This window comes from Pseudomonas sp. 22072 (assembly GCF_052046095.1).
In the GTDB taxonomy this organism is placed as follows: domain Bacteria; phylum Pseudomonadota; class Gammaproteobacteria; order Pseudomonadales; family Pseudomonadaceae; genus Aquipseudomonas; species Aquipseudomonas paracarnis.
In genome coordinates, this window is sequence record NZ_JBQEQE010000011.1 from 111,897 (window position 1) to 136,940 (window position 25,044).

General features: G+C 61.3%; 20 protein-coding genes. 13 read left to right on the forward strand and 7 right to left on the reverse strand.

Annotated elements, in window-relative coordinates; translation table 11 throughout:
- The first annotated feature begins 300 nt into the window (after positions 1–300).
- Complete coding sequence (locus ACTJLA_RS13845) at positions 301–2,388, forward strand: LTA synthase family protein (protein ID WP_034126149.1); 2,088 nt, start codon at positions 301–303, stop codon at positions 2,386–2,388.
- A 173-nt stretch (positions 2,389–2,561) separates the two neighbouring features.
- Here the strand turns inward: ACTJLA_RS13845 and ACTJLA_RS13850 are convergent, their stop codons facing one another.
- Positions 2,562–2,714: a DUF3309 family protein gene (locus ACTJLA_RS13850; protein ID WP_003192767.1), complete on the reverse strand. Its 153-nt coding sequence runs from the start codon at positions 2,712–2,714 to the stop codon at positions 2,562–2,564.
- Between the two features lie 329 nt (positions 2,715–3,043).
- On the opposite strand from ACTJLA_RS13850, the gene ACTJLA_RS13855 reads away from it, so the two are divergent.
- Together ACTJLA_RS13855 and csrA are read left to right on the forward strand one after the other, a co-directional pair.
- Positions 3,044–3,859, forward strand: a complete 816-nt coding sequence (locus tag ACTJLA_RS13855) for an SDR family oxidoreductase (protein ID WP_014719268.1) — start codon at positions 3,044–3,046, stop codon at positions 3,857–3,859.
- A gap of 127 nt (positions 3,860–3,986) precedes the next feature.
- Positions 3,987–4,190, forward strand: a complete 204-nt coding sequence (csrA, locus tag ACTJLA_RS13860; RefSeq protein WP_072433735.1) for a carbon storage regulator CsrA — start codon at positions 3,987–3,989, stop codon at positions 4,188–4,190.
- A 10-nt stretch (positions 4,191–4,200) separates the two neighbouring features.
- On the opposite strand, the gene ACTJLA_RS13865 is transcribed toward csrA, so the two are convergent.
- From ACTJLA_RS13865 to mnmC, 5 genes are all read right to left on the reverse strand, one after another.
- Positions 4,201–4,428 carry a YheU family protein gene (locus ACTJLA_RS13865; protein WP_003192759.1) on the reverse strand — a complete coding sequence of 76 codons (228 nt, stop codon included), beginning with the start codon at positions 4,426–4,428 and terminating at the stop codon, positions 4,201–4,203.
- Between the two features lie 72 nt (positions 4,429–4,500).
- Complete coding sequence (locus ACTJLA_RS13870) at positions 4,501–5,685, reverse strand: osmoprotectant NAGGN system M42 family peptidase (protein WP_034126152.1); 1,185 nt, start codon at positions 5,683–5,685, stop codon at positions 4,501–4,503.
- 157 nt (positions 5,686–5,842) lie between these two features.
- The gene (gene ngg, locus ACTJLA_RS13875; RefSeq protein WP_137204244.1) at positions 5,843–7,588 is read right to left on the reverse strand and encodes an N-acetylglutaminylglutamine synthetase; all 1,746 of its coding nucleotides are present in this window, start codon (positions 7,586–7,588) and stop codon (positions 5,843–5,845) included.
- Positions 7,589–7,591: 3 nt separating this feature from the next.
- On the reverse strand, positions 7,592–9,364 hold the full coding sequence (locus ACTJLA_RS13880) for an N-acetylglutaminylglutamine amidotransferase (protein WP_314549827.1): 1,773 nt from the start codon (positions 9,362–9,364) through the stop codon (positions 7,592–7,594).
- A 136-nt stretch (positions 9,365–9,500) separates the two neighbouring features.
- On the reverse strand, positions 9,501–11,501 hold the full coding sequence (gene mnmC / locus ACTJLA_RS13885) for a bifunctional tRNA (5-methylaminomethyl-2-thiouridine)(34)-methyltransferase MnmD/FAD-dependent 5-carboxymethylaminomethyl-2-thiouridine(34) oxidoreductase MnmC (protein ID WP_054920482.1): 2,001 nt from the start codon (positions 11,499–11,501) through the stop codon (positions 9,501–9,503).
- A 154-nt stretch (positions 11,502–11,655) separates the two neighbouring features.
- Here mnmC and pap point away from each other — a divergent pair, with 154 nt between their 5' ends.
- From pap to ACTJLA_RS13900, 3 genes are all read left to right on the forward strand, one after another.
- Positions 11,656–13,170, forward strand: a complete 1,515-nt coding sequence (gene pap / locus ACTJLA_RS13890) for a polyphosphate:AMP phosphotransferase (protein WP_314549832.1) — start codon at positions 11,656–11,658, stop codon at positions 13,168–13,170.
- Positions 13,171–13,346: 176 nt separating this feature from the next.
- The gene (locus ACTJLA_RS13895) at positions 13,347–14,531 is read left to right on the forward strand and encodes a thiolase family protein (protein ID WP_057977018.1); all 1,185 of its coding nucleotides are present in this window, start codon (positions 13,347–13,349) and stop codon (positions 14,529–14,531) included.
- A 183-nt stretch (positions 14,532–14,714) separates the two neighbouring features.
- Positions 14,715–15,671 carry a DMT family transporter gene (locus ACTJLA_RS13900; protein ID WP_181125058.1) on the forward strand — a complete coding sequence of 319 codons (957 nt, stop codon included), beginning with the start codon at positions 14,715–14,717 and terminating at the stop codon, positions 15,669–15,671.
- Here ACTJLA_RS13900 and ACTJLA_RS13905 read toward each other — a convergent pair.
- The gene (locus ACTJLA_RS13905) at positions 15,668–17,050 is read right to left on the reverse strand and encodes a class II fumarate hydratase (protein ID WP_057977022.1); all 1,383 of its coding nucleotides are present in this window, start codon (positions 17,048–17,050) and stop codon (positions 15,668–15,670) included. The two genes, ACTJLA_RS13900 and ACTJLA_RS13905, sit on opposite strands and share 4 nt — an antisense overlap.
- Before the next feature lie 196 nt (positions 17,051–17,246).
- Here ACTJLA_RS13905 and ACTJLA_RS13910 point away from each other — a divergent pair, with 196 nt between their 5' ends.
- From ACTJLA_RS13910 to ACTJLA_RS13940, 7 genes are all read left to right on the forward strand, one after another.
- Positions 17,247–17,765, forward strand: a complete 519-nt coding sequence (locus tag ACTJLA_RS13910) for a DUF2059 domain-containing protein (RefSeq protein ID WP_014719258.1) — start codon at positions 17,247–17,249, stop codon at positions 17,763–17,765.
- 6 nt (positions 17,766–17,771) lie between these two features.
- Complete coding sequence (locus tag ACTJLA_RS13915; protein ID WP_054896313.1) at positions 17,772–18,065, forward strand: BolA family protein; 294 nt, start codon at positions 17,772–17,774, stop codon at positions 18,063–18,065.
- Between the two features lie 101 nt (positions 18,066–18,166).
- Positions 18,167–19,108 carry an oxygen-dependent tRNA uridine(34) hydroxylase TrhO gene (trhO, locus tag ACTJLA_RS13920; RefSeq protein WP_014719256.1) on the forward strand — a complete coding sequence of 314 codons (942 nt, stop codon included), beginning with the start codon at positions 18,167–18,169 and terminating at the stop codon, positions 19,106–19,108.
- 3 nt (positions 19,109–19,111) lie between these two features.
- Positions 19,112–19,747: a DsbA family protein gene (locus tag ACTJLA_RS13925; protein WP_032896046.1), complete on the forward strand. Its 636-nt coding sequence runs from the start codon at positions 19,112–19,114 to the stop codon at positions 19,745–19,747.
- Positions 19,740–21,542 (forward strand): ABC transporter ATP-binding protein, encoded by a 1,803-nt coding sequence (locus ACTJLA_RS13930; RefSeq protein ID WP_314549846.1) that lies wholly within the window; start codon positions 19,740–19,742, stop codon positions 21,540–21,542. The genes ACTJLA_RS13925 and ACTJLA_RS13930 overlap by 8 nt, the downstream gene beginning before the upstream one ends.
- A gap of 71 nt (positions 21,543–21,613) precedes the next feature.
- Positions 21,614–24,076: an EAL domain-containing protein gene (locus tag ACTJLA_RS13935; RefSeq protein WP_054922581.1), complete on the forward strand. Its 2,463-nt coding sequence runs from the start codon at positions 21,614–21,616 to the stop codon at positions 24,074–24,076.
- A 78-nt stretch (positions 24,077–24,154) separates the two neighbouring features.
- Positions 24,155–24,928, forward strand: a complete 774-nt coding sequence (locus ACTJLA_RS13940) for a TenA family transcriptional regulator (RefSeq protein WP_153474739.1) — start codon at positions 24,155–24,157, stop codon at positions 24,926–24,928.
- Positions 24,929–25,044: the final 116 nt, after the last annotated feature.

Here is a 25,044-nt window from a genome sequence, read left to right on the forward strand (position 1 = left end):
CCAGCTCCCACAGTGGGGTTTACGGCGTTAATTAAATTTGTGTGTCGAAAGTATTCGCCGCACGAAATTTTCACATCCCATCCAAGACAATTCGCCGGCTTTATCCGGCTGCCAGGGCTCTATCTCCAGTGCCCTTAAAGGCAGGGCCGTGCCTTACGTTCAGTAATTAATAGCCTTGCCGGCCTCGATCGGGCACCATTTGTGCCACCGCGTTAACCGCCTACCCCAGCTAGCCTGGGCGAGGGACGGACGCCACTGCATTATTTCGCAACTTAAACTTCCAATGGGTCCTAAAACGACATGGCAAACCCGGACGCCCTGAATCAGCAGCGAGCTTCAAATCGCCTGCTGCAACCGACCGTCAAATCCCATCTGGCGTACACGCTGCTCTGCGCATTGGTCATGATGGTGATGTTTTCCCTGCTGCGCCTGGCGTTGCTGGTCTACAACCGCGAGATGATCCTCGATACGCCGGCCTCGACGTTCCTTGAAGCGTTCGCCAACGGCCTGCGCCTGGACATTCGCCTGGTGATGTACCTGCTGATTCCGCTGCTGTTGGCGCTGTTCAGCGTGCGGGCCATGGCGGCGCGCGGGTTCTTCCGTTTGTGGCTGACCGTCGCGTCCAGCATCGCCTTGTTCCTGGGCTTGATGGAGATGGACTTCTACCGCGAATTCCACCAGCGCCTCAACGGCCTGGTCTTCCAGTATGTGAAGGAAGACCCGAAAACCGTGATGAGCATGCTCTGGTACGGTTTCCCGGTGGTGCGTTACCTGCTGGCCTGGGCCGTGGGCACGCTGATCCTGAGCATGGCCTTCAAGGGCGCTGACCGCGCAACGCGCCCACGGGGCCCGTTCAGCGGCGGCACTATCAGCACGCGCCAGGTGGCGCCATGGTACAGCCGCATCGCAGTGTTCATGGTTTGCCTGCTGGTCGCCGTGGTCGCCATCCGTGGCACCCTGCGCCAGGGGCCACCGCTGCGTTGGGGTGACGTCTACACCACCGATTCGAACTTCGCCAACCAGTTGGGCCTCAATGGCACCTTGTCGCTGATCGCGGCGGCCAAGGCGCGCTTTGGTGAAGACCGCGCCAACATCTGGAAGGCGACCCTGGAACAACCGCTGGCCACCCAGACCGTGCGTGACATGCTGGTGCTGCCGCAAGAGAAGCTGGTAGACACCGACACCGCTGCCGTGCGCCGTGACTTCACGCCACCGGCCGAGAAAACCCTGCCGATCAAGAACGTCGTGGTGATCCTGATGGAAAGCTTCGCTGGTCATTCGGTGGGCGCATTGGGACGTCCGGGCAATATCACCCCGTACTTCGACAAGTTGACCCACGAGGGCTTGCTGTTCGACCGCTTCTTCTCCAACGGCACCCACACCCACCAGGGTATGTTCGCCACCATGGCCTGCTTCCCGAACCTGCCGGGTTTCGAATACCTGATGCAGACTCCGGAAGGCAGCCACAAGCTGTCGGGCCTGCCGCAGTTGCTCAGTGCGCGTGATTTCGACGATGTGTATGTCTACAACGGCGATTTCGCCTGGGACAACCAGTCGGGCTTCTTCAGCAACCAGGGCATGACCAACTTCATCGGCCGCAATGACTTCGTCGACCCGGTGTTCTCCGACCCTACATGGGGCGTGTCCGACCAGGACATGTTCAACCGTGGCCTGGAAGAACTGAAGGCGCGCGAAGGCGGCAAGCCGTTCTACGCACTGCTGCAAACCCTGTCCAACCACACGCCGTACGCATTGCCGACCCCATTGCCGGTTGAGAAGGTCACCGACCGTGGCAGCCTCAACGAGCATTTGACGGCCATGCGTTACTCCGACTGGGCCTTGGGCCAGTTCTTTGAAAAGGCCCGCAAAGAGCCGTACTTCAAGGAAACCCTGTTTGTGATCGTCGGTGACCACGGCTTTGGCAATGAGCAGCAGATCACCGAGATGGACCTGGGTCGCTTCAACGTGCCGATGCTGATGATTGCACCGGGCATGCGCGAGAAGTTCGGTGAGCGTGACCACACCGTGGGCACCCAGATCGACATCGTGCCGACCATCATGGGCCGCCTGGGCGGCGATACCTTGCACCAGTGCTGGGGCCGCGACCTGCTGAACCTGCCGGAAGGTGACAAGGGTTTCGGCGTGATCAAGCCATCGGGCAGCGACCAGACCGTGGCCTTGCTCACCGGCGACCGCGTACTGGTATTGCCCAAGGAAATGCCACCCAAGTTGTGGGAATACACACTGGGCGCCGAGCCGACTGGCAAGGTGATTCCTGAGTCGCCGGACGAAGCTGTGCTCAAGCAGAAGCTCGAGTCGTTCCTGCAGACCGCGACCAAGAGCCTGCTGGATAACACCGCAGGTGTGGTAGATGGCAAACCGGACTAACTGACCGGCAATAAAAAAGAGGCCCTCTAGAGGGCCTCTTTTTTTTGCTTTCTTACTTGTAGGAGAGAGCTTGCTCGCGAAGAAGGTCAACGATAACGCGCGTCCTGAATAAACGCGGCGCCTGTACCTTTTTCGCGAGCAAGCTCGCTCCTACAAAAAGCGTAGCGCGGCGTTTATATCTTGCCGAGCAACAACAGCACCAGCAGAACAACCAGCACCACACCCAGGATACCCGACGGTCCATAACCCCAGTTACGCGAGTGCGGGAACACGGGCAGGCCACCGACCAGCAGCAGGATCAGGATAATAATCAGAATGAGGCTCATGGTTTTATTCCTTATAGGTTCTTTGCAAAAACCGGCTGTTTAACCGTTGGTTCGTCCATGTACAGTGGGACGCCTTACCCATTCCGACTCTGCTACTTCGTAGAAAATTCATTGTTTTTATAAAACATTTTGATGTGACGCTTATTTCTTTTAACGCGTGCGCAACTTGAACTAATCAGTTGAAAAAAATTGAACTTAGTCGATAGGCACGCTTGCGACCGGGCCCGCGGTTTGCCCGGGGCATTCATCACCCTGATGGTGCGTGGGTAGAGCAAAAACCTTCGCTACACTGCCGGTCACTTCTTTCGTGAACCACAAGGCTACCTCCTATGCAAAACCGCATGATGATCACTGGCGCCGGGTCTGGCCTGGGTCGCGAAATCGCTCTGCGCTGGGCCCGTGAAGGCTGGCAGTTGGCGTTGTCTGATGTCAGCGAGCCCGGTTTGCAGGAAACCCTCAAGCAGGTTCGCGAAGCCGGGGGGGATGGCTTTACCCAGCGCTGCGACGTGCGTGACTACAGCCAGCTCACGGCCTTTGCCCAGGCCTGTGAGGTGAAGCTCGGGGGCATCGATGTGATCGTCAATAACGCCGGCGTGGCCTCGGGCGGGTTCTTCGCTGAACTGTCCCTGGAGGATTGGGACTGGCAGATCGCAATCAACCTGATGGGCGTCGTCAAAGGCTGCAAGGCGTTCCTGCCGCTGTTGGAAAAGAGCAAGGGGCGGATCATCAACATCGCGTCAATGGCAGCGCTGATGCAAGGCCCGGCCATGAGCAACTACAACGTGGCCAAGGCGGGCGTGGTGGCGTTGTCCGAGAGCCTGTTGGTGGAGCTCAAGCAACAGGAAGTGGGCGTGCATGTGGTGTGCCCGTCGTTTTTCCAGACCAACCTGCTCGACTCGTTCCGTGGGCCAACCCCAGCCATGAAGGCTCAAGTGGGCAAGTTGCTTGAGAGTTCGCCCATCTCGGCGGCGGATATTGCCGACTACATTTACCAGCGCGTGGCCGAAGGCGAATTCATGATCCTGCCCCACGAGCAAGGCCGCATGGCCTGGGCGTTGAAACAGAAAAATCCGCAGTTGCTGTATGACGAAATGACCCTGATGGCCGACAAGATGCGCGCCAAGGCGCAGGCTGTTAAGGCCTGATTTGGCTGGGGTCTGTCAGGCAAGTTACCTACCTGTGTAGGAGATGCCTGATTTGCCCGCAAGCCATTGTCGGTCCAGCGCCAAGGGGGCATGGTCGAGGTCCTGTTACTGGAAAAGGACTACCGCCATGCTGGTCTTAAGCCGTGCCATAGGCGAAGCCATCGCCATTGGCGATGACATCACCGTGCATATCCTTGACGTGAACGGCACTCATGTGAAGTTTGGCATCGAGGCGCCGATGGGCGTCAACGTGTACCGCTCCGAGGTGTACCGCAAGATTCTCAAAGGCGAGGGCCAGGCTACTCATCCCGTGCCGGTGCCCAACCCTTAGGCGCAGCTTTTCAGTCGAACAGATGCTTGGGCACATCGTGCTTGAGCATCAACTGGCATTGCTCGCTCTCGGGGTCGAAGACGATCAGCGCCTGGCCTTTGGTCAGCGCCTGGCGCACGCGCAGCACGCGGGTTTCCAGGGGCGTGTCGTCGCCATTGTCGGTGCCGTCGCGGGTGACGAAGTCTTCGATGAGGCGGGTCAGGGTGTCGACTTCAAGTGCATCGTAGGGAATCAGCATACAAGCCTCAGGTGTCAGGTCCCGGCGATGCTACTGTGCCGGGACCTTTGTTGCCAGTATCAACTCACCGCGTCAGGACTTCTGGCCGACCAGGCTGTCCACCGACGGCACGCGGGTGTCGCTCTCCATTTGCGTTTCATGCTCGATCTGATGACTGAACCGATCCAGTGAGCCCTGGGCCGGTTGCGCATCGCTGGCAAATACCGGCGGGCTGAGGATGTAAGCGCCCAGCAAGCGGCTCAGGGCGGCCAGGCTGTCTATATGGGTACGCTCGTAACCGTGGGTGGCGTCACAACCGAAGGCCAGCAGGGCGGTGCGTATATCATGGCCGGCGGTGACCGCCGAGTGCGCATCGCTGAAGTAATAGCGGAACAGATCGCGGCGTACCGGCAGGTCGTTCTCCGACGCCAGGCGCAGCAAGTGGCGGGACAGATGATAATCATAGGGCCCGCCGGAGTCCTGCATGGCCACGCTCACCGCGTGTTCGCTGGAGTGCTGGCCGGGGGCGACCGGGGCAATATCGATGCCGACAAACTCACTCACATCCCAGGGCAGGGCGGCCGCTGCACCACTGCCGGTTTCCTCGGTGATGGTGAACAGCGGGTGGCAGTCGATCAGCAAGGGTTCGCCACTGTCGACGATGGCCTTGAGCGCGGCGAGCAGGGCGGCGACGCCGGCCTTGTCGTCCAGGTGGCGAGCGCTGATATGCCCGCTCTCGGTGAACTCGGGCAGTGGGTCGAACGCCACGTAGTCACCGACGCTGATGCCCAGGGAGTCGCAGTCGGCACGCGTGGCGCAGTAGGCGTCCAGGCGCAGTTCTACATGGTCCCAGCTCACCGGCATTTCATCCACGGCAGTGTTGAACGCGTGCCCGGAGGCCATCAACGGCAATACGCTGCCGCGAATCACGCCGTTGTCGGTGAACAGGCTGACCCGGCTGCCTTCGGCAAAGCGGCTCGACCAGCAGCCCACCGGCGCCAGGGTCAGGCGCCCGTTGTCCTTGATCGCGCGCACGGCGGCGCCGATGGTGTCCAGATGGGCGGAGACGGCGCGGTCAGGGCTATTCTTCTGGCCCTTGAGGGTGGCGCGAATGGTGCCGCGCCGGGTCATTTCAAACGGAATGCCGAGCTCTTCCAGGCGTTCGGCGACGTAACGCACGATGGTGTCGGTAAAACCGGTGGGGCTGGGAATGGCGAGCATTTCCAGCAGCACTTTTTGCAGGTACGCGAGATCGGGTTCGGGAATGGTTCGGGTCATGGAAACTCCTGATGAGTTGAGGGCGATCGACGCTCTGCGATCGTGCGATCGTTCCCACGCTCTGCGTGGGAATGCCTCAGGCACGCTCTGCGTCCGCTGTGGTGACGCAGAGCGTCACAGGCTGCATTCCCACGCGGAGCGTGGGAACGATCGGTAGTCAGGTAGCCGGCTGACTGTGTGGAAACAACAAATCCACAAACTTCTCAGCCGTGGGTTGCGGTTCATGGTTGGCCAGGCCGGCCCGTTCGTTGGCTTCGATAAACACATACTCTGGCTGGTCGGCGGCAGGTACCATCAGGTCCAGGCCGACCATAGGGATATCCAGAGCACGGGCCGCACGCACGGCCGCGTCTACCAGCGTGGGGTGCAGGATCGCCGTGACATCTTCCAGGCAACCCCCGGTGTGCAGGTTGGCGGTGCGTCGCACGGCCAGTTGCACGCCACGGGGCAGGATGCTGTTGTAGTCGTAACCTGCGGCTTTGAGGGTGCGCTCGGTTTCTGCATCCAGCGGGATTTTGCTCTCGCCGTCGGTGGCCGCCTGCCGACGACGGCTTTGCGCCTGGATCAACGCGCGAATCGAATGTTGGCCGTCGCCGATCACTTCGGCGGGGCGACGAATCGCAGCCGCGACCACTTCAAAACCGATCACCAGAATCCGCAGGTCCAGGCCTTCGTGGAAGCTTTCCAGCAACACGCGGCTGTCGAACTGGCGCGCCGCTTCGATCGCCTGCTGCACCTCTTCGATGCTGCGCAGATCCACGGCGACACCATGGCCTTGCTCGCCATCCAGCGGCTTGACCACGATGCGCTGGTGTTCGTCGAGAAACTCCAGGTTGTCGTCGGCACTGCCCGCCAACTGTTGCACCGGCACCTGCAGGCCCGCCGCCTTGAGCACCTTGTGGGTCAGGCTCTTGTCCTGGCACAGGGTCATGCTGATGGCGCTGGTCAGGTCGCTCAGGGACTCACGGCAACGCACGCGACGCCCGCCGTGGCTAAGGGTGAACAAACCCGCATCGGCATCGTCCACTTGCACATCAATACCGCGTCGGTGGGCTTCTTCGACAATGATGCGCGCGTAAGGGTTGAACTCCGCCTGGGGCCCCGGGCCCAGAAACAGCGGTTGATTGATGCCGTTCTTGCGCTTGATTGCAAAGGTGGTCAACGCCCGAAAGCCGAGCTTGGCGTAAAGGCTCTTGGCCTGGCGGTTATCGTGCAGCACCGACAAGTCCAGGTAGCTCAAGCCTCGGCTCATGAAGTGCTCCACCAAGTGGCGCACCAACACTTCACCGACGCCAGGGCGCGTGCATTGAGGGTCGACGGCCAGGCACCAGAGACTGCATCCGTTCTCCGGGTCGTGGAAGGCCTTGTGATGGTTGAGGCCCATTACGCTGCCAATCACCGCGCCGCTGTCTTCATCTTCGGCCAGCCAGTACACCGGGCCGCCTTGATGACGTGGGGTGAGGCGTTCCGGGTCGACAGGCAGCATCCCGCGGCCCTGGTACAAGTGGTTGACCGCTTGCCAGTCGGCCTCGCTCTGCACCCGGCGAATGCGAAAGCCGCGAAACACCCGGGTGGCCGGGCGGTAGTCGGTGAACCACAGGCGCAGGGTGTCGGACGGGTCGAGGAACAGTTGCTGCGGGTCAATGCCCAGGATTTGCTGGGGCGCTGCCACGTACAGCGCGATATCGCGCTCGCCAGGCTGCTCGTTGAGCAGTTCCTGGGCCAGGCTTGCCGGGTCGGGAAAGGTGTGGCCGATCAACAAACGGCCCCAGCCGCAATGCACGGCAATCGGGTCGGCGGCCAGTGCGCTGCCATCTTCGGCCAGGCGCGCTTGCAGGCGCTCGTAGGTCGGCGCCTGGCCCTTGAGTAAGCGTTGGCTGTAAGCCGCGGCATTCGGTTTCATGGATCAGATTCCTTGTTCGCTCAGCCACAGGTTCAGCGCCGCCAACTGCCACAGCTTGGAGCCGCGCAGTGGGGTGAGTTGGCCTTGCGGGTCGGTGAGCAAGCGGTCGAGCATGGCCGGGTTGAACAGCCCGCGGTCCTGGCTCGGGTCCAGCAGCAACTCGCGCACCCAGTTCAAGGTATCGCCCTGCAGGTGCTTGAGGCCGGGCACGGGGAAGTAGCCTTTCTTGCGGTCGATGACTTCGCTGGGGATGACCCGGCGCGCCGCTTCCTTGAGCACCTGTTTGCCGCCGTCGGGTAGCTTGAACTGGGCCGGCACACGGGCCGACAGCTCTACCAGGCGGTAGTCGAGGAACGGCGTGCGCGCTTCCAGGCCCCAGGCCATGGTCATGTTGTCGACGCGCTTGACCGGGTCATCCACCAGCATCACCGTGCTGTCCAGGCGCAGGGCCTTGTCCACGGCCGCGTCGGCGCCCGGCATTGCAAAGTGCTCGCGCACGAAATCGCCGGCGGCGTCGTTGGCGGTCAGCCATTGGGGTGCGACGGTCGCCGCGTAGTCGTCGTAGCTGCGGTCGAAAAACGCCTCGCGATAGGCCGCGTACGGGTCGCTGGCACCGTCCACTTGCGGGTACCAGTGGTAACCGGCGAACAGTTCATCGGCGCCCTGGCCGCTCTGCACCACTTTGCAATGCTTGGCCACTTCCCGCGACAGCAGGTAGAAGGCGATGCAGTCATGGCTGACCATCGGCTCGCTCATGGCGCGGAAGGCGGCCGGCAGTTGCTCGATGATCTCGCTTTCGGCGATGCGCAGTTGGTGGTGATGGGTGCCGTAGTGTTTGGCGATCAGGTCTGAGTACTGGAACTCGTCGCCACGTTCGCCGCCGGCGTCTTCAAAGCCGATGGAAAAGGTCGACAAACCCTCCACGCCCACTTCACGCAGCAGGCCGACGAGCATGCTCGAGTCGACGCCGCCGGACAGCAGCACCCCCACATCCACCGCCGCACGTTGGCGAATGGCCACGGCTTCGCGGGTGCTGTCGAGCACGCGGTCGGTCCAGTCTTCCAGGGTCAGGTGTTTTTCGTCCTCATGGGGCCCGTAGGGCAGGGTCCACCAGGTTTTCTGTTCGGTCTTGCCGCTGGCGTCGATGCGCATCCAGCTGGCGGGCGGCAGCTTTTCGATGCCGGCCAACAGCGTGCGCGGCGCAGGGACCACGGCGTGGAAATTCAGGTAATGGTTGAGGGCGACCGGATCGAGGATCGGGTTGATATCCCCACCCTTGAGCAACGCTGGCAACGCCGAGGCGAAACGCAAGCGCTGGCCCGTGCGCGACAGGTACAAGGGCTTCACACCGAGACGGTCACGAGCGATGAACAGACGCTGGGCATCACGCTCCCAGATGGCGAAAGCGAACATGCCGTTGAGCTTGGGCAGCAGCGCTTCGCCCCAGGCGTGATAACCCTTGAGCAACACTTCGGTGTCGCCGCCGGAATAGAAGGCGTAACCCAGGGCTTCCAACTCTTGGCGCAGCTCCGGGAAATTATAGATAGCGCCATTGAACGCCAGGGACAGCCCCAGATGGGCGTCGACCATCGGTTGGGCGGAGCCGTCCGACAGGTCCATGATCTTCAGGCGGCGGTGGCCCAGGGCAATCGGCCCTTGGGCATGAAAGCCCCAGGCGTCGGGGCCTCGGGGGGCGAGGTGGTGCGTGATGCGTTCTACGGCTGCCAGGTCGGCAGGTTGATGATCAAAGCGTAACTCGCCAGCTAGTCCACACATAAATTCCTTACCGGTTTTTCCGTTGGGGAGGGGTCAATACTCAATACGCCCAAAAGGGCGCGTACCCAGAAACTGACCCAGTGCTATGCGTGGAGTTTTAGACCGATAAGTTATAAGGCAAATAGCCGCCTTGCCTTTAATCCGGCTTTTTTTGTGCAGCGCCCTGGCCTCGCACCAGCGCGCGCAGGGCAAATCGATTGGGGTGGCAAGCCTCGGCTACGCTGGTTGGCACTGGCAGGGGCTCATCACTCAGCCATGCAGCCAGCAGTTCGCCGCACAACGGTGCAGTGATCAGGCCACGCGAGCCATGGCCGCTATTGAGAAACAGCCCCGGCAGCCACGGGCAGGGCGTTTGCGGCACTTGCCGGGCGTCTTTGCCCAGTACCGCATAAGCCTGCTGAAACGCCGCATGGTCGGCCAATGGCCCAACGATGGGCAGGTAGTCGGGGCTGGTACAACGAAACGCGGCACGGCCTTCCAGTTGTTCGGCCGCCAGGCGGTCGGCACCCAGGCGCTGCAGCAGGTCGGTAGACATCTCGCGCAGCATCTGCAGGTTGCCGCTGTGTTCGGCGGGCGTGGGCGTGAGGTCTTGATTGTTGAAGTCAAAACTCGCGCCCAGGGTGTGTTCGCCAAGCCGGGCCGGCGCGACGTAGCCCTCGGCACAGACCACCGTGGCCAGCGCTTTACTCGCGCAGGTTTGCGCCAGCCGAGTGATCTGCCCACGGATGCGCTTGAGCGGTATGTCAGCACTGAAGGGGAAACGCTTGATCTCCGCAGCCCCGGCGAGCACCACGACACCGGCGCTGGCCAGCACGCGGTCACCGGCGCGGGCTTGCCATTGGTCGTCGAGCCGGTGCAGTTCCAGTGCCTCGTGGTGGGTGAGCACTTCAATCAGTGGATGTTTGGCCTGCCACTGGCACAGCGCGGGCGGATGCACCCAACCGCCCTCTGGAAAAAACAACCCGCCGTGGGCCAGTTCGATTCCCGCCTTTTGCTGCGCCTGCTCGCGGTCCAGCAGATGCAACAGGTCCGGAGCAAAGGCGTTTGCCAATTGAGCCTGACGCTGGATCTCTTTGGCGTCAAACGCCAGTTGCAACACGCCACAGCCGTCCCAATCGACACCTCGGTGCAAATGTTCCAGCAGGCGTCGGGTGTGGCCAAAACCGCTGACTATCAGCTGGGACAAGGCCGTGCCATGGGCCGAAAGCTTGAGGTACAACACACCCTGTGGGTTGCCCGACGCTTCCTGTGCCAAGCCGGCGTGGCGCTCCAGAAGGCTGACACGCCAACCCCTGGCGGCCAGGCTGGCGGCGGTCGCGCAACCGGCCAGGCCACCGCCGATGACCAAGGCATGACGTTCTCCCTCGATGGCGGGTGGCCGGGCGAACCAGGGTTTACGTGGGGCCGGCGCGGGTAAGTCGGCGGGCCAACCGACAAACTCCCCACGCAGGATCTCCCACTTATGGCCGATGCCTGGCGTGCGTTTCATCTTGAACCCGGCTGCATTGATCAACCGCCTTACCCAGCCGGTGCTGGTGAAGGTGCTGATGGTCGAGCCCGGTGCCGCCAGGCGCGCCAGTTGGGCGAACAGCTCGGCGGTCCACATGTCGGGGTTTTTCGCCGGGGCGAACCCGTCGAGAAACCATGCATCGACCTGGGCGTCCAGTTGCGGCAATTGTTCCAGCGCATCGCCGATCAACAGGGTCAGGGTCACGCGGCCGTTGTCCAGTACCAGGCGCTGGAAACCCTGGTGGATGGCAATGTATTGCGCCAGCAGTTGCTCGGCCAAGGGTTGCAGTTCGGGCCAGAGGGCGAGGGCGCGTTGCAGGTCGGCATGGCTGAGGGGGTACTTTTCCACGCTGACGAAGTGCAGCCGCGCACCGGCGACTGCGTGCTGTTCGAACAACTGCCAGGCGCAGAGGAAGTTCAAGCCGGTGCCGAAGCCAGTTTCACCAATCACCAGGCGCCCACCTGCGGGCAAGGCGGCGAAGCGTTCCTGCAAGCGGTTCTGCTCCAGGAACACGTAGCGGGTTTCTTCCAGGCCCGATTGGTCGGAGAAATACACGTCGTCGAATACCCGCGAATGCGGGCGGCCTTGGTCATCCCAGTCGAGCTGGGCGTGGGTGATGGGGTTCATGGCGGCTCATAAAATGAAAGCGGGCAAAGGCAAGGCGGCCATTCTAGCCGATCAACCGGCGTTGAATTGATCCATGGCAAGGCTGGGTTGTATTTCCTTGCGCGTGTCGGGGCCCAATCCGCTAGTCTTGAGCCATCTTGAAACGGAGCTGCCCATGTTCGAATCCGCCGAAATCGGTCACGCCATCGACAAAGACACCTACGACGCCGAAGTGCCGGCCTTGCGTGAAGCCTTGCTGGAAGTTCAGTACGAGCTGCAACAGCAGAAACGCTTCCCGGTGATCATCCTCATCAACGGCATCGAGGGCGCGGGCAAGGGTGAAACCGTCAAGCTGCTCAATGAATGGATGGACCCGCGCCTGATCGAAGTGCGCACCTTCGACCAGCAGACCGACGAAGAACTGGCGCGTCCACCGGCCTGGCGCTACTGGCGGCAACTGCCGGCCAAGGGCCGCATGGGCATTTTCTTCGGCAACTGGTACAGCCAGATGCTGCAAGGCCGCGTGCATGGGCAGATCAAGGATGCGCGCCTGGACCAGGCCATCGCCGGCGCCGAACGTCTGGAAAAGATGCTCTGCGATGAAGGTGCGCTGATCTTCAAGTTCTGGTTCCACCTGTCCAAAAAACAGATGAAGGCGCGCCTCAAGGCCCTGGCCGACGACCCGCTGCACAGCTGGCGCATCAGCCCATTGGACTGGCAGCAGTCCAAGACCTACGACAAGTTCGTGCATTTCGGTGAGCGTGTGCTGCGCCGCACCAGCCGCGATTACGCGCCGTGGCATGTGATCGAAGGCGTCGACCCCCATTACCGTGGGCTGACCGTGGGCAAGATCCTGCTCGATGGGCTGCAAAGTGCCCTGAAGCAGGCCAAGGTCAAGGCCAGCGGCATGAACCCGGCGCCGTTGCTTGCCTCGGAGGACCAAAAGAGCCTGCTCGACAGCCTCGACATGACCCTGCGCCTGGACAAGGACGACTATGAAGAGCAACTGATTACCGAACAGGCGCGCTTCTCTGGCCTGATGCGCGACAAACGTATGCGCAAGCACGCGCTGGTAAGCGTGTTCGAGGGCAACGACGCGGCGGGCAAGGGCGGGGCGATCCGCCGTGTGGCGGCAGCACTGGACCCGCGCCAGTACCACATCGTGCCGATTGCCGCGCCCAGCGAAGACGAACGGGCCCAGCCTTATCTATGGCGGTTCTGGCAGAAAATCCCGGCGCGCGGCATGTTCACCGTGTTTGACCGCTCCTGGTACGGCCGCGTGCTGGTGGAGCGCATCGAAGGCTTCTGTACCCCTGCGGACTGGATGCGCGCCTATGGCGAGATCAATGACTTCGAAGAGCAACTGCGCGATGCGGGGGTGATCGTGGTCAAGTTCTGGCTGGCCATCGACAAGGAGACGCAACTGGAGCGCTTCCAGGCCCGTGAAGAAATCCCCTTCAAACGCTTCAAGATCACCGAAGACGACTGGCGCAATCGCGACAAGTGGGACGACTACCGCGCGGCAGTGGGCGATATGGTTGACCGCACCAGCACCGAGGTGGCGCCCTGGACTCTGGTCGAGGCCAACGACAAGCGCTGGGCGCGGGTCAAGGTGCTGCGCACCATCAACCGTGCGCTGGAAGAAGCGTTTGATAAAAGCGACAAGCACGACAAAAAGAAAAAGAAATAGCCTGTAGGAGCGAGCTTGCTCGCGAAAAACGTCAACGATNGGCGCCTATTAGTTTTTCGCGAGCAAGCTCGCTCCTACAGAGGCTCCATGCTTTTGCATCCACGCAGTGAATGATCATCGCGGTCGGCCAGGCCTGGATCTATCCTCGATCCACAACCACAAGATCGAGGTAGCCCATGCGTGAAGTAGTGATCGTCGACAGCGTGCGAACCGGCCTGGCCAAATCCTTTCGCGGCAAGTTCAACCAGACCCGTCCCGATGACATGGCGGCCCATTGTGTCAATGCGCTGCTGGCCCGCAACGGTATCGACCCTGCGACGGTAGAAGACTGCATCGTCGGTGCCGGCTCCAACGAGGGCGCCCAGGGCTATAACATCGGGCGTAACGTGGCGGTGCTCTCGCAACTGGGCACCGGTACGGCCGGCATGACCCTCAACCGCTTCTGTTCGTCGGGCTTGCAGGCGATTGCCATTGCCGCCAACCAGATCGCTTCGGGCTGCAGCGACATCATTGTTGCCGGTGGCGTGGAGTCCATCAGCCTGACCATGAAGAGCGTCAACACCGATAACCTGATCAACCCGCTGCTTAAAGAACAGGTGCCGGGCATTTACTTCCCCATGGGCCAGACCGCCGAAATCGTTGCGCGCCGCTATCACGTCAGCCGCGAAGACCAGGACCTTTATGCGCTGCAAAGCCAGCAACGCACCGCCCAGGCCCAGGCTGATGGCTTGTTCAACGATGAAATCGTGCCGATGGCGGTCAAGTACAAGGTCGAGGACAAGAACACTGGCGCGGTGCAGATCCTGGATGGCGTGGTAGACCGGGACGACTGCAACCGCCCGGACACCACCCTGGCCAGCCTCAGCGGCTTGAAGCCGGTGTTTGCCGAGGATGGCTCGGTGACTGCAGGTAACTCCTCGCAGCTCTCCGACGGTGCGTCGATGACCCTGGTGATGAGCCTGGAAAAAGCTCTGGAACTGGGGCTCAAGCCCAAGGCGTTCTTCCGTGGCTTTACCGTGGCCGGTTGCGAGCCGGACGAGATGGGCATCGGCCCGGTGTTCTCGGTGCCCAAGTTGCTCAAGGCCAAGGGGTTGCAGGTGGCGGATATCGACTTGTGGGAACTCAATGAGGCCTTTGCTTCCCAGTGCCTTTACGCGCGCAATCGCCTGGAGATCGATAATGCCAAATACAACGTCAACGGCGGCTCGATTTCCATCGGGCACCCGTTCGGCATGACCGGCTCGCGGCAGGTGGGGCACCTGGTGCGCGAACTGCAACGGCGCAACCTGCGTTACGGGGTTGTCACCATGTGCGTGGGGGGTGGGATGGGCGCCACCGGACTCTTCGAAGCCGTACGCTGAGTCAGGTTGGAATACCGCCAATGTGGGAGCTGGCTTGCCTGCGATTGCGGTGGGTCAGCGACAGATTGGACNAAATCGCCATCGCAGGCAAGCCAGCCCCCACATTCAAGACTGTGACGTATCCGAACTCAGTGACTTGCCCCTAGAATGCCTGCTCCACTTCCTCTGGCATCTGGGGCACTCATGCACATCTCTTCCGGCCGCTGGGTCTACGGTTTCTTCCTGACCCTGCTGACCGCGTTTCTGTGGGGCATTCTCCCGATCAAGCTCAAGCAAGTGTTGCAGGTGATGGACCCGATCACCGTGACCTGGTTTCGCCTCATGGTAGCGGGCACGTGCCTGTTCGTTTACCTGGCCGCCACCAAACGTCTGCCCAGCCGCAAAGTGCTTGGCCCCAAGGGTGGGTGGCTGGTGGGCATGGCGGTGTGTGGCCTGGTGGGCAACTACGTGTTGTACCTGGTTGGCCTGAAAATGCTCAGCCCAGGCACTGCGCAGTTGGTGGTGCAGATGGGGCCGATCTTTCTGATGGTTGCCAGTGTGTTTGTGTTCAAGGAGCGCTTCAGTCTGGGGCAGGGTGTGGGGCTGGTGGTGCTGATCGCAGGCTTTGGCTTGTTTTTCAACCAGCGCCTGGTGGAGTTGCTGACGTCCATGGGCACCTACACCGCCGGTGTGCTGACGATCCTGCTCGCCACCACCATCTGGGTGTTCTATGCACTGGGGCAGAAGCAGTTGCTGACGGTATGGAATTCATTGCAGGTGATGATGGTGATCTACCTGTCGTGCGCGGTGTTGCTCACGCCTTGGGCGCACCCGCTGGAGGCGTTGCAGTTGAGCCCGTTGCAAGGCTGGCTGCTGCTGGCGTGCTGCATGAATACGCTGGTGGCCTACGGCGCATTTGCCGAAGCCCTGGCGCATTGGGAAGCCTCGCGGGTCAGTGCGACCCTGGCGTTGACGCCGTTGGTGACCTTTGTGGCGGTGGCAGTGTCGGCCTGGCTGTGGCCGGACTATGTGCAAGCCGAAGAGATCAATGCCTTGGGGTATGTGGGGGCTTTGGTGGTGGTGACTGGCTCGGCGATGGTGGCGCTGGCGCCTTCGCTGCTCGCCGGGCTCAGGGCCCGGCGGCTGCGGATGTCGGTTTAAGCGCCGAGCATGTTTTGCGGGCGCACCCACTGGTCAAACTCGGCATCGGTGAGATAGCCCAGCTCCAGTGCAGCCTCACGCAGTGTCAGCCCTTCGGCGTAAGCCTTCTTGGCGATTTCGGCTGACTTGTCGTAGCCGATATGCGGGTTGAGGGCGGTGACCAGCATCAGTCCGCGTTCCAGGTGCTGGGCCATTTGCTCGGCGTCGGGTTCAAGACCGGCAATGCAATGCTCCTGGAAGTTGTTGCAGCCATCGGCCAGCAGGCGGATCGACTCCAGCAGGTTGTGGATGATCACCGGTTTGTACACGTTCAACTGCAAGTGCCCTTGGCTGGCGGCCATGCCGATGGTCACGTCGTTGCCCAGCACCTGGCAGGCCAGCATCGACAGCGCTTCGCATTGTGTGGGGTTGACCTTGCCGGGCATGATCGAACTGCCCGGTTCGTTGGCCGGCAACTTGACTTCGGCCAGCCCGGCGCGAGGGCCGGAACCCAGCAGGCGCAGGTCGTTGGCGATCTTCATCAGCGCCACGGCCAGGGTTTTCAGCGCGCCGTGCAGGGTCACCAGCGGCTCATGGCCGGAGAGGGCGGCGAATTTGTTCGGCGCGGTCACAAAGGGTAGACCCGACAACGCGGCCAGCTCGGAAGCAATCGCCTCGCCAAAGCCATGGGGGGCATTGAGGCCGGTGCCGACGGCGGTGCCGCCCTGGGCCAGCTCGCACACCGCGGGCAGGGCGCTGCGGATCGCACGCTCGGCGTAATCGAGCTGGGCGATAAACGCCGAAAGTTCCTGGCCGAAGGTGATCGGTGTGGCATCCATCATGTGGGTACGGCCGGTCTTGACCAGCTTCATATGCCGCGCGGCCAATTCTGCCAGCCCACCGGACAAGGTGGCGATTGCCGGCAGCAGTTGCTTGTTCACCGCTTGCACCGCAGCAATGCTCATGGCGGTGGGGAAGCAGTCGTTGGAACTCTGGGAACGGTTGACGTGATCGTTGGGGTGCACCGGGCTCTTGCCGCCGCGGTTGTTGCCGGCCAGTTCGTTGGCGCGGCCAGCGATCACTTCGTTGGCGTTCATGTTGCTCTGGGTGCCACTGCCGGTCTGCCAGACCACCAGCGGGAACTGGTCGTCATGCTGGCCGTCCAGGACTTCGTCGGCAGCCTGCTCGATCAGGCGGGCAATATCGGCGGGCAAGTCGCCGTTGCGGTCGTTGACCCGCGCCGCAGCCTTCTTGATCAGGGCCAGGGCATGCAATACCGCCAGCGGCATGCGCTGCTCGCCAATCGCGAAATTGACCAGCGAACGTTGGGTTTGCGCGCCCCAATAGGCGTCATCAGGGACCTGTACTTCCCCCAGGCTGTCGGTTTCGATACGGCTCATCGGTCACCCTCCTTATGCAGTCGTGATTGGTCAGTTTAGGCCCTGGCGGCCAGCGTGGGTTCCCTAAAAGCGCATTTGTGCCATCGCGCCCCGTGAAACCGGGGCTTGCCAAGGAGTGGGGTTGAGCCGCGAGGTTTTTTAGGCGCAGAATGGTCGCCCTTGGGGTCTTACCTCGCCTGCTAGAAAAGGAAACTCGATGACTCGTCTTCGTGCCATCTGTACCGCGGTTGCTCTGGTTTGCGCCAGCGGCCAGGTTCTTGCCGATACCGCCAGCCACAACGCCAGTGCCGAAGCCTTCCTTACCCTGGCCCATGCTGACAAGCTGGGTACCCCGGTGTACATGCAAGTGCAGCAAATGTTCGCCCAGCGTTTCGAACAGACCAAGGCGCCTGCCGCCAAGCAGTCGGTACTGGACAGCTACCAGGCCAAGGCCAACGCCGCTCTGGACCAGGCCATCGGCTGGCCGAAGCTCAAGCCTGACATGGTCAAGCTCTACACCACCAACTTCAGCGAATCCGAGCTCAAGGACCTGGTAGCGTTCTACCAGTCGCCACTTGGCAAGAAAGTCCTGGAAAAAATGCCCCAGCTGACCCAGCAATCGGCCCAGATGACCCAGGCCAAGCTGGAAAGCGCCGTACCGGTGGTGAACAAGCTGTTGGAAGACATGACCAACGAGCTGGCGCCAAAAGCCGCCGCACCGGCCAAGAAGAAGTAAGCAGGAATGACCATGCAACAGCGTATCGAAACGGCCCTTGCCGCCCTGGCCCCGCAACACTTGAGCGTGCTGGATGAAAGCCACATGCACAGCCGTGGGTTGCAGACCCACTTCAAGGCCGTGCTGGTCAGCCAGCAGTTCGAGGGGCTCAACCGCGTCAAGCGCCACCAGAAGGTCTACGCCACCCTGGGTGATCTGATGAGCGAGTTCCATGCGCTGGCGCTGCATACCTATACGCCCGACGAGTGGGCGACAATCGACGCAGCCCCGGCCTCGCCGACCTGCGCCGGCGGACATTGATGGGGTAACCCTGATAGAATCCGCAACGCGCCGCTTAGCCGGCGCGTTTTTTTTGCATCCGGTTCACCCCTTACGAGGGTAGCCACCTGGAGAGAACACCCATGACTCAACCGATTGTCGTGGCGGCACTGTATAAGTTCGTCACCCTCGAAGATTACGTCGCCCTGCGCGAGCCCCTGTTGCAGGCGATGGTCGATAACGGCATCAAAGGCACCTTGCTGATCGCCGAAGAAGGCATCAACGGCACCGTTTCCGGCAGCCGCGAAGGTATTGATGGCCTGATGGCCTGGCTCAAGAAAGACCCACGCATGGTCGACATCGACCACAAAGAGTCTTACTGCGACGACCAGCCGTTCTACCGCACCAAGGTCAAACTCAAGAAAGAGATCGTGACCCTGGGTGTCGAAGGCGTGGACCCGAACAAAAAGGTGGGTACCTACGTCGACCCGCAGGATTGGAACGCGCTGATCAGCGACCCGGAAGTATTGTTGATCGACACCCGTAACGACTACGAAGTGTCCATCGGCACCTTTGAAGGCGCAATCGACCCGAAAACCACCAGTTTTCGCGAATTTCCCGACTACATCAAAGCCAACTTCGACCCGGCCAAGCACAAGAAGGTCGCCATGTTCTGCACTGGCGGCATTCGCTGTGAGAAGGCGTCGAGCTACATGCTCAGCGAAGGCTTCGATGAGGTCTACCACCTCAAGGGCGGTATCCTGAAGTACCTCGAAGAGGTGCCCCAGGAAGAAACTAAATGGCAGGGCGACTGCTTTGTGTTCGACAATCGCGTGACCGTGCGCCACGACTTGAGTGAAGGCGACTACGATCAATGTCATGCCTGCCGCACACCCGTGAGCGTAGAAGACCGCGCCTCCGAGCATTACGTGGCGGGCATCAGTTGCCCCCATTGCTGGGATAAGCTGCCGGAGAAGACTCGTCGCAGTGCGATCGACCGCCAGAAGCAGATCGAACTGGCCAAGGCCCGCAACATGCCGCACCCGATTGGTTACAACTACAAGCAAACCCCTTCCGAGGCCTGAGCCATGTCTGCGCGCCTGCTCTATGTAATGGACCCGATGTGTTCCTGGTGCTGGGGCTTTGCCCCGGTGGCACAAGCGCTGGTGGAGCAGGCCCAGGCGGCCGGCGTGGACGTGCACCTGGTGGTGGGCGGCTTGCGCACCGGCAGCGGCGCGGCGCTGGAGCCGACTACCCGGCGCTACATCCTTGAACACTGGCAGGCCGTCACCGACGCCACCGGCCAGCCGTTCAAGCGAGAAGGCGCATTGCCCGACGGGTTTGTCTACGACACGGAGCCGGCATGCCGCGCTATCGTCACCGCACGCAGCCTGGCGCCGGATTGCGCCTGGAAGTTGCTGGGGCTGATCCAGCGTGCGTTCTATGTCGAAGGCCGGGACGTGACGCTCGCCCCTGTGCTGGTGGAGCTGGCCGAACAGGCCGGTATTCCACGTATCGAGTTTGCCGGCGAGTTCGACCGTGCCGATCAGCACGCGGCCACGGCGGCCGATTTCACTTGGGTGCAGGACCTGGGCATTGCCGGGTTCCCGACCCTGCTGGCCGAGCGCAACGGCCAGTTGGCCTTGCTGACCAATGGTTACCAGCCGCTGTCCGAGCTGTCGCCGTTACTGGGTCGATGGCTGGAGCGAGCTGCCTGTGTATGAACAGCCTCCACGCACCGACCGCCTGACCTGGGCAGAAATTCGCCGCCTGGCCCTGCGCCACAAGAAATCCCTGTGGGTCGCCAACGGTGTCGCCGTGCTCGCCACCCTGTGCAGCGTGCCTATCCCGCTGTTATTGCCGTTGCTGGTGGACGAAGTGCTGCTGGGCCATGGCGATGCCGCCCTCAAGGTGATGAACCACGCGCTGCCCCTGGGTTGGCAAAAAGCCGCTGGCTATATCGGCCTGATGCTCTTGGTCACCCTGGCCCTGCGCTGCGGCGCGCTGGTGTTCAACGTGGTGCAGGCGCGGCTGTTTGCGCGCTTGGCCAAGGACATCGTGTACCGCATCCGCGTGCGCCTGATCGAGCGTCTCAAGCGTATCTCTCTGGGTGAGTACGAAAGCCTGGGCAGCGGTACGGTCACCACTCATCTGGTGACCGACCTGGACACGCTGGACAAATTCGTGGGTGAAACCCTCAGCCGCTTCCTGGTGGCGATGCTGACCCTGGTCGGCACCTCGGCGATCCTGGTGTGGATGCATTGGCAACTGGCGTTGTTGATCCTGTTGTTCAACCCGTTGGTGATCTACGCCACGGTGCAGTTGGGCAAGCGCGTCAAGCACCTCAAGAAGCTGGAAAACGACAGTACTTCACGCTTTACCCAGGCGCTGACTGAAACCCTCGATGCCATCCAGGAAGTACGTGCCGGCAACCGCCAAGGCTTTTTCCTCGGGCGCCTGGGCCAGCGTGCCCAGGAAGTGCGTGACTACGCCATTCATTCCCAGTGGAAAACCGACGCGTCGAGCCGCGCCAGTGGCTTGCTGTTCCAGTTCGGTATCGACATCTTCCGCGCCGCGGCCATGCTCACCGTGCTGTTTTCCGACCTGTCCATCGGCCAGATGCTCGCGGTGTTCAGTTACCTGTGGTTCATGATTGGCCCGGTGGAACAACTGCTGAACCTGCAATACGCCTATTACGCGGCGGGCGGCGCGCTGTCGCGCATCAACGAGCTGCTGGCGCGTGCCGATGAGCCGCAATACCCAGGCGGCGCAGACCCGTTCAGCGGGCGCGAGACGGTCGGCATCGAAGTGCGTGGCCTCGACTTCGGCTACGGCGAAGACCTGGTACTCAACCAGTTGAACCTGGCCATCGCACCGGGTGAAAAGGTGGCAATTGTCGGCGCCAGCGGCGGCGGTAAAAGCACCCTGGTGCAACTGTTGCTGGGGCTCTACACACCGCAGTCCGGCAGCATTCGTTTTGGTGCTGCCACCCAGCAGGAGATCGGCCTGGAGACCATCCGCGAAAACGTCGCGGTGGTGCTGCAACACCCGGCGCTGTTCAACGATACCGTGCGCGCCAACCTGACCATGGGCCGCACCCGCACCGATCAAGCCTGCTGGAAGGCGCTGGAAATCGCCCAACTGGATGCTACTGTCAAGGCATTGCCCTTGGGCCTGGACAGCGTGGTCGGGCGTTCGGGCGTGCGCTTTTCCGGTGGCCAGCGGCAACGCCTGGCGATTGCCCGCATGGTGCTCGCCGAGCCTAAAGTGGTGATTCTGGACGAGGCCACGTCTGCATTGGATGCGGCGACCGAATACAACCTGCACCAGGCACTGGCGCGGTTTCTCAGCGGGCGTACTACACTGATCATCGCCCACCGGCTGTCTGCGGTGAAGCAGGCTGACCGAGTGTTGGTGTTCGATGGCGGGCACATCGCCGAGGATGGCGACCATCAGCAGTTGATTGCCGATGGTGGGTTGTACGCCAAACTGTACGGACACTTGCAACAAGTACGTTGATTTAGCTTAGGCTGTGCTATCGGGAGCGGATTTTCGCGTGCGTATTAAGCTGTGCATGTGTAAGGGACTTCATGAAGCAAAAGCGGACTCTCGGAACGCCACGCCTGTTGGGTATTGTCTGGCCCTTCATCGCCGTCGTGTTGTTCCAGGCATTGTTAGGCTGCGTCAGTCTCTACGTGCTTTCGGCAGTGCGGGGCTATGTGGCGGGCGAAAGCCTGTGGTCCAAGGGCCAGAAGGATGCCATCTACTACCTGACCCTCTACGCCGATAACCGCAACGACGCCACCTACCTCAAATACCAGCAGGCCATTGCCGTGCCCCAGGGTGGGCATGAATTGCGCATTGCCCTGGACCGTCCCAATCCAGACATGGAGGCCGCGCGCCTGGGTATCCTCAAGGGCGGCAACCATCCGGACGACGTTTCCAGCCTGATCTGGCTGTACCTCAACTTCCGCCATTTCAGCTACCTGGAAAAAGCCATTGAGCTGTGGACGGTGGGCGACGGCTATCTGCTGCAGTTGGATGAGCTGGCCCAGGAGATGCACGGCGCCATTACCTCCGGCTACGTCGGCAGTGACGATGTCCATAGTTGGAAGGCGCGCATCACGGCCATCAATGAAGGGGTGACGCCCGCCGCCAAAGCCTTCAGCGATGCCCTGGGCGAAGGTTCGCGGATGATCCTGCGCCTGTTGTTGATCACCAACCTGGCGACGGCCTTGGGCCTGATCGTGTTGGCGCTGCTGCGCACCCACAAGCTGCTGGCCCAGCGTCATGCCTTTGCCGATGCGCTGCAAGCGGAGAAGGAGCGGGCGCAGATTACATTGGAGTCGATTGGCGACGGGGTGATTACCACCGATGTCGACGGGGCCATTGCCTATATGAACCCTGCCGCTGAAGCCTTGACCCACTGGCGCTCGGAGCAGGCCCAGGGCCTGCCGCTGGCGGCGTTGTTCAAGCTTTTGAATGAAAACGCCGAGCCCGACGGATTCACCCTGATTGAGCACATCGTCAAGGGCCAGTTCAGCGGCGGCAGCGAGCATTCCAAGCTGATCCAGCGCCTGGACGGCAGCACGGTCTCGGTCACCCTGGTGGGCGCGCCGATCCGCAGCGCCGGCAAGATCAGCGGTGCGGTCCTGGTGCTGCACGATATGACCCAGGAACGCCAGTACATCGCCAATCTTTCCTGGCAGGCCACCCATGACGCCTTGACCGGCCTGGCCAACCGTCGCGAGTTCGAGTTCCGCCTTGAACAGGTGCTGCAACAGGTCGCGCGCCAGCAAAGTGGGCGACATGCCTTGATGTTCCTCGACCTCGACCAGTTCAAGCTGGTCAATGACACCTGTGGGCACGCGGCAGGCGATGAATTGTTGCGTCACATCTGCGCGCTGTTGCAATCAGACTTGCGCGAAGGCGACACCCTGGCTCGGTTGGGCGGGGACGAGTTTGGCATCCTGCTGGAAAACTGCCCGGCGCCGGTGGCGGAAAAAATCGCCGAGAGCCTGCGCCATACCGTGCAAAGCTTGCACTTCGTGTGGAAGGGGCGGCCCTTCATGACCACTGTCAGCATCGGCCTGGTGCATATCTCGCAAACCCCGACCACCCTGGAAACCTCCCTGCGCGCCGCCGACATGGCGTGCTACATGGCCAAGGAAAAGGGGCGCAACCGGGTGCAGGTCTACCACGTCGACGACTCCGAGTTGTCTCTGCGGTTTGGCGAGATGGCCTGGGTACAGCGGCTGCATATCGCCCTTGAAGAAGATCGCTTTTGCCTCTACGCCCAGGAAATCGCGCCGTTGGGCCCTACCGACGCTGGCAATGGGCACATCGAAATTCTCCTGCGCCTGCATGACGAAGCGGGGCGGATCATTTTACCCAACAGTTTTATTCCGGCGGCCGAGCGTTACGGTTTGATGACGTCCCTGGACCGTTGGGTAGTGGAAAACGTATTCAAGATTATCGCCCGCTGCATGCATGAGCGTCCGGGCCGACCCATGGCCATGTGTGCGATTAATCTGTCAGGCATCACCATTGGCGATGATGACTTTTTGGGTTTTTTACGTCAGAAATTCGATAGTTACAGCATTCCACCGGAAATGATTTGTTTTGAAATAACTGAAACGAGCGCTATAGCCAATTTGGGCAGTGCGATTCGATTTATTAATGAACTCAAAGCGTTAGGGTGCCATTTTTCCCTGGATGACTTTTGCGCCGGAATGTCCTCATTCGCATATTTGAAACATTTACCTGTAGACTTCCTGAAGATCGATGGAAGTTTCGTAAAGGATATGCTGGACGACCCGATTAACCGCGCCATGGTCGAGGTGATCAACCACATCGGCCACGTCATGGGTAAGCGCACGATTGCCGAGTTTGTTGAAACACCCCAGATCGAACAGGCTTTACTTGAGATAGGTGTGGATTACGCTCAGGGCTACCTGATTGAACGCCCGCAATTGTTTACCTTTGATAGCCTGCAGTGCCGACCTGAGCGGCCGCAGCCTCTGTTATTCAAGGCGCCCGGCACTTTCCGCTGAAACATTTGCTGGTCTGTACAATCACACTTGAAAAGGAGCCCCACAGTGATCGACACATTCAACAGAACCGGCCCGCTTATGGAAGCCTCGAGTTACCCCGCCTGGGCGCAGCAACTGATCCAGGACTGTAGCGAGAGCAAGCGTCGGGTTGTCGAGCACGAACTGTACCAGCGCATGCGCGACAACGCCCTCAGCGCCAAGACCATGCGCCACTACCTGATTGGTGGTTGGCCGGTGGTGGAACAGTTTGCCTTGTACATGGCGCAGAACCTGACCAAGACCAAGTTTGCCCGCCATCCTGGGGAGGATATGGCGCGCCGTTGGTTGATGCGCAACATTCGCGTGGAGCTCAACCATGCCGACTATTGGGTCAATTGGGCGCGGGCTCACGGCGTCAGCCTTGAAGAACTGCAAGCGCAGGAGGTGCCGCCCGAGTTGCACGCCCTGAGTCATTGGTGCTGGCACACCAGCTCGGCGGATGCGTTGATCGTCGCGATTGCCGCCACCAACTACGCGATCGAGGGGGCGACGGGGGAGTGGTCCGCCGTGGTCTGCTCTACCGGTGTGTATGCTGCCGCCTTCCCTGAGGAAGATCGCAAGCGGGCGATGAAGTGGCTGAAGATGCACGCCCAATACGACGATGCCCACCCTTGGGAAGCCCTGGAAATCATCTGCACACTGGCCGGGACCAACCCGAGCAAGGCCTTGCAGGAAGAGTTGCGCCAGGCGGTGTGCAAGAGCTACGACTACATGCACTTGTTCCTGGAAAGCTGCATGCGTCTAGAGAATGCGGAAAAAGACAAGGCGCCAGCCGTTCGCGAGCGCCCTGTGCGCATTGCCAGCGAGGCGTGATGTAACGGTTCGGATGGTATTTGTGGCGAGGGAGCTTGCTCCCGTTGGACTGCGTAGCAGGCTCATTCTTTTTAAATAAAGAACGGTGCCGCTTCGCGCCCCAGCGAGAGCAAGCT

Coding starts and splice junctions, on each gene's coding strand:
- ACTJLA_RS13880 (WP_314549827.1), bottom strand. CDS start 9,364: ATGTGTGGACTAGCTGGCGAGTTACGCTTTGATCATCAACCTGCCGAC.
- mnmC (WP_054920482.1), bottom strand. CDS start 11,501: ATGAACCCCATCACCCACGCCCAGCTCGACTGGGATGACCAAGGCCGC.
- ngg (WP_137204244.1), bottom strand. CDS start 7,588: ATGAAACCGAATGCCGCGGCTTACAGCCAACGCTTACTCAAGGGCCAG.
- ACTJLA_RS13940 (WP_153474739.1), top strand. CDS start 24,155: ATGGAAGCCTCGAGTTACCCCGCCTGGGCGCAGCAACTGATCCAGGAC.
- ACTJLA_RS13850 (WP_003192767.1), bottom strand. CDS start 2,714: ATGAGCCTCATTCTGATTATTATCCTGATCCTGCTGCTGGTCGGTGGC.
- pap (WP_314549832.1), top strand. CDS start 11,656: ATGTTCGAATCCGCCGAAATCGGTCACGCCATCGACAAAGACACCTAC.
- csrA (WP_072433735.1), top strand. CDS start 3,987: ATGCTGGTCTTAAGCCGTGCCATAGGCGAAGCCATCGCCATTGGCGAT.
- ACTJLA_RS13935 (WP_054922581.1), top strand. CDS start 21,614: ATGAAGCAAAAGCGGACTCTCGGAACGCCACGCCTGTTGGGTATTGTC.
- ACTJLA_RS13870 (WP_034126152.1), bottom strand. CDS start 5,685: ATGACCCGAACCATTCCCGAACCCGATCTCGCGTACCTGCAAAAAGTG.
- ACTJLA_RS13915 (WP_054896313.1), top strand. CDS start 17,772: ATGACCATGCAACAGCGTATCGAAACGGCCCTTGCCGCCCTGGCCCCG.
- ACTJLA_RS13865 (WP_003192759.1), bottom strand. CDS start 4,428: ATGCTGATTCCCTACGATGCACTTGAAGTCGACACCCTGACCCGCCTC.
- ACTJLA_RS13900 (WP_181125058.1), top strand. CDS start 14,715: ATGCACATCTCTTCCGGCCGCTGGGTCTACGGTTTCTTCCTGACCCTG.
- ACTJLA_RS13905 (WP_057977022.1), bottom strand. CDS start 17,050: ATGAGCCGTATCGAAACCGACAGCCTGGGGGAAGTACAGGTCCCTGAT.
- trhO (WP_014719256.1), top strand. CDS start 18,167: ATGACTCAACCGATTGTCGTGGCGGCACTGTATAAGTTCGTCACCCTC.
- ACTJLA_RS13910 (WP_014719258.1), top strand. CDS start 17,247: ATGACTCGTCTTCGTGCCATCTGTACCGCGGTTGCTCTGGTTTGCGCC.
- ACTJLA_RS13895 (WP_057977018.1), top strand. CDS start 13,347: ATGCGTGAAGTAGTGATCGTCGACAGCGTGCGAACCGGCCTGGCCAAA.
- ACTJLA_RS13845 (WP_034126149.1), top strand. CDS start 301: ATGGCAAACCCGGACGCCCTGAATCAGCAGCGAGCTTCAAATCGCCTG.
- ACTJLA_RS13925 (WP_032896046.1), top strand. CDS start 19,112: ATGTCTGCGCGCCTGCTCTATGTAATGGACCCGATGTGTTCCTGGTGC.
- ACTJLA_RS13855 (WP_014719268.1), top strand. CDS start 3,044: ATGCAAAACCGCATGATGATCACTGGCGCCGGGTCTGGCCTGGGTCGC.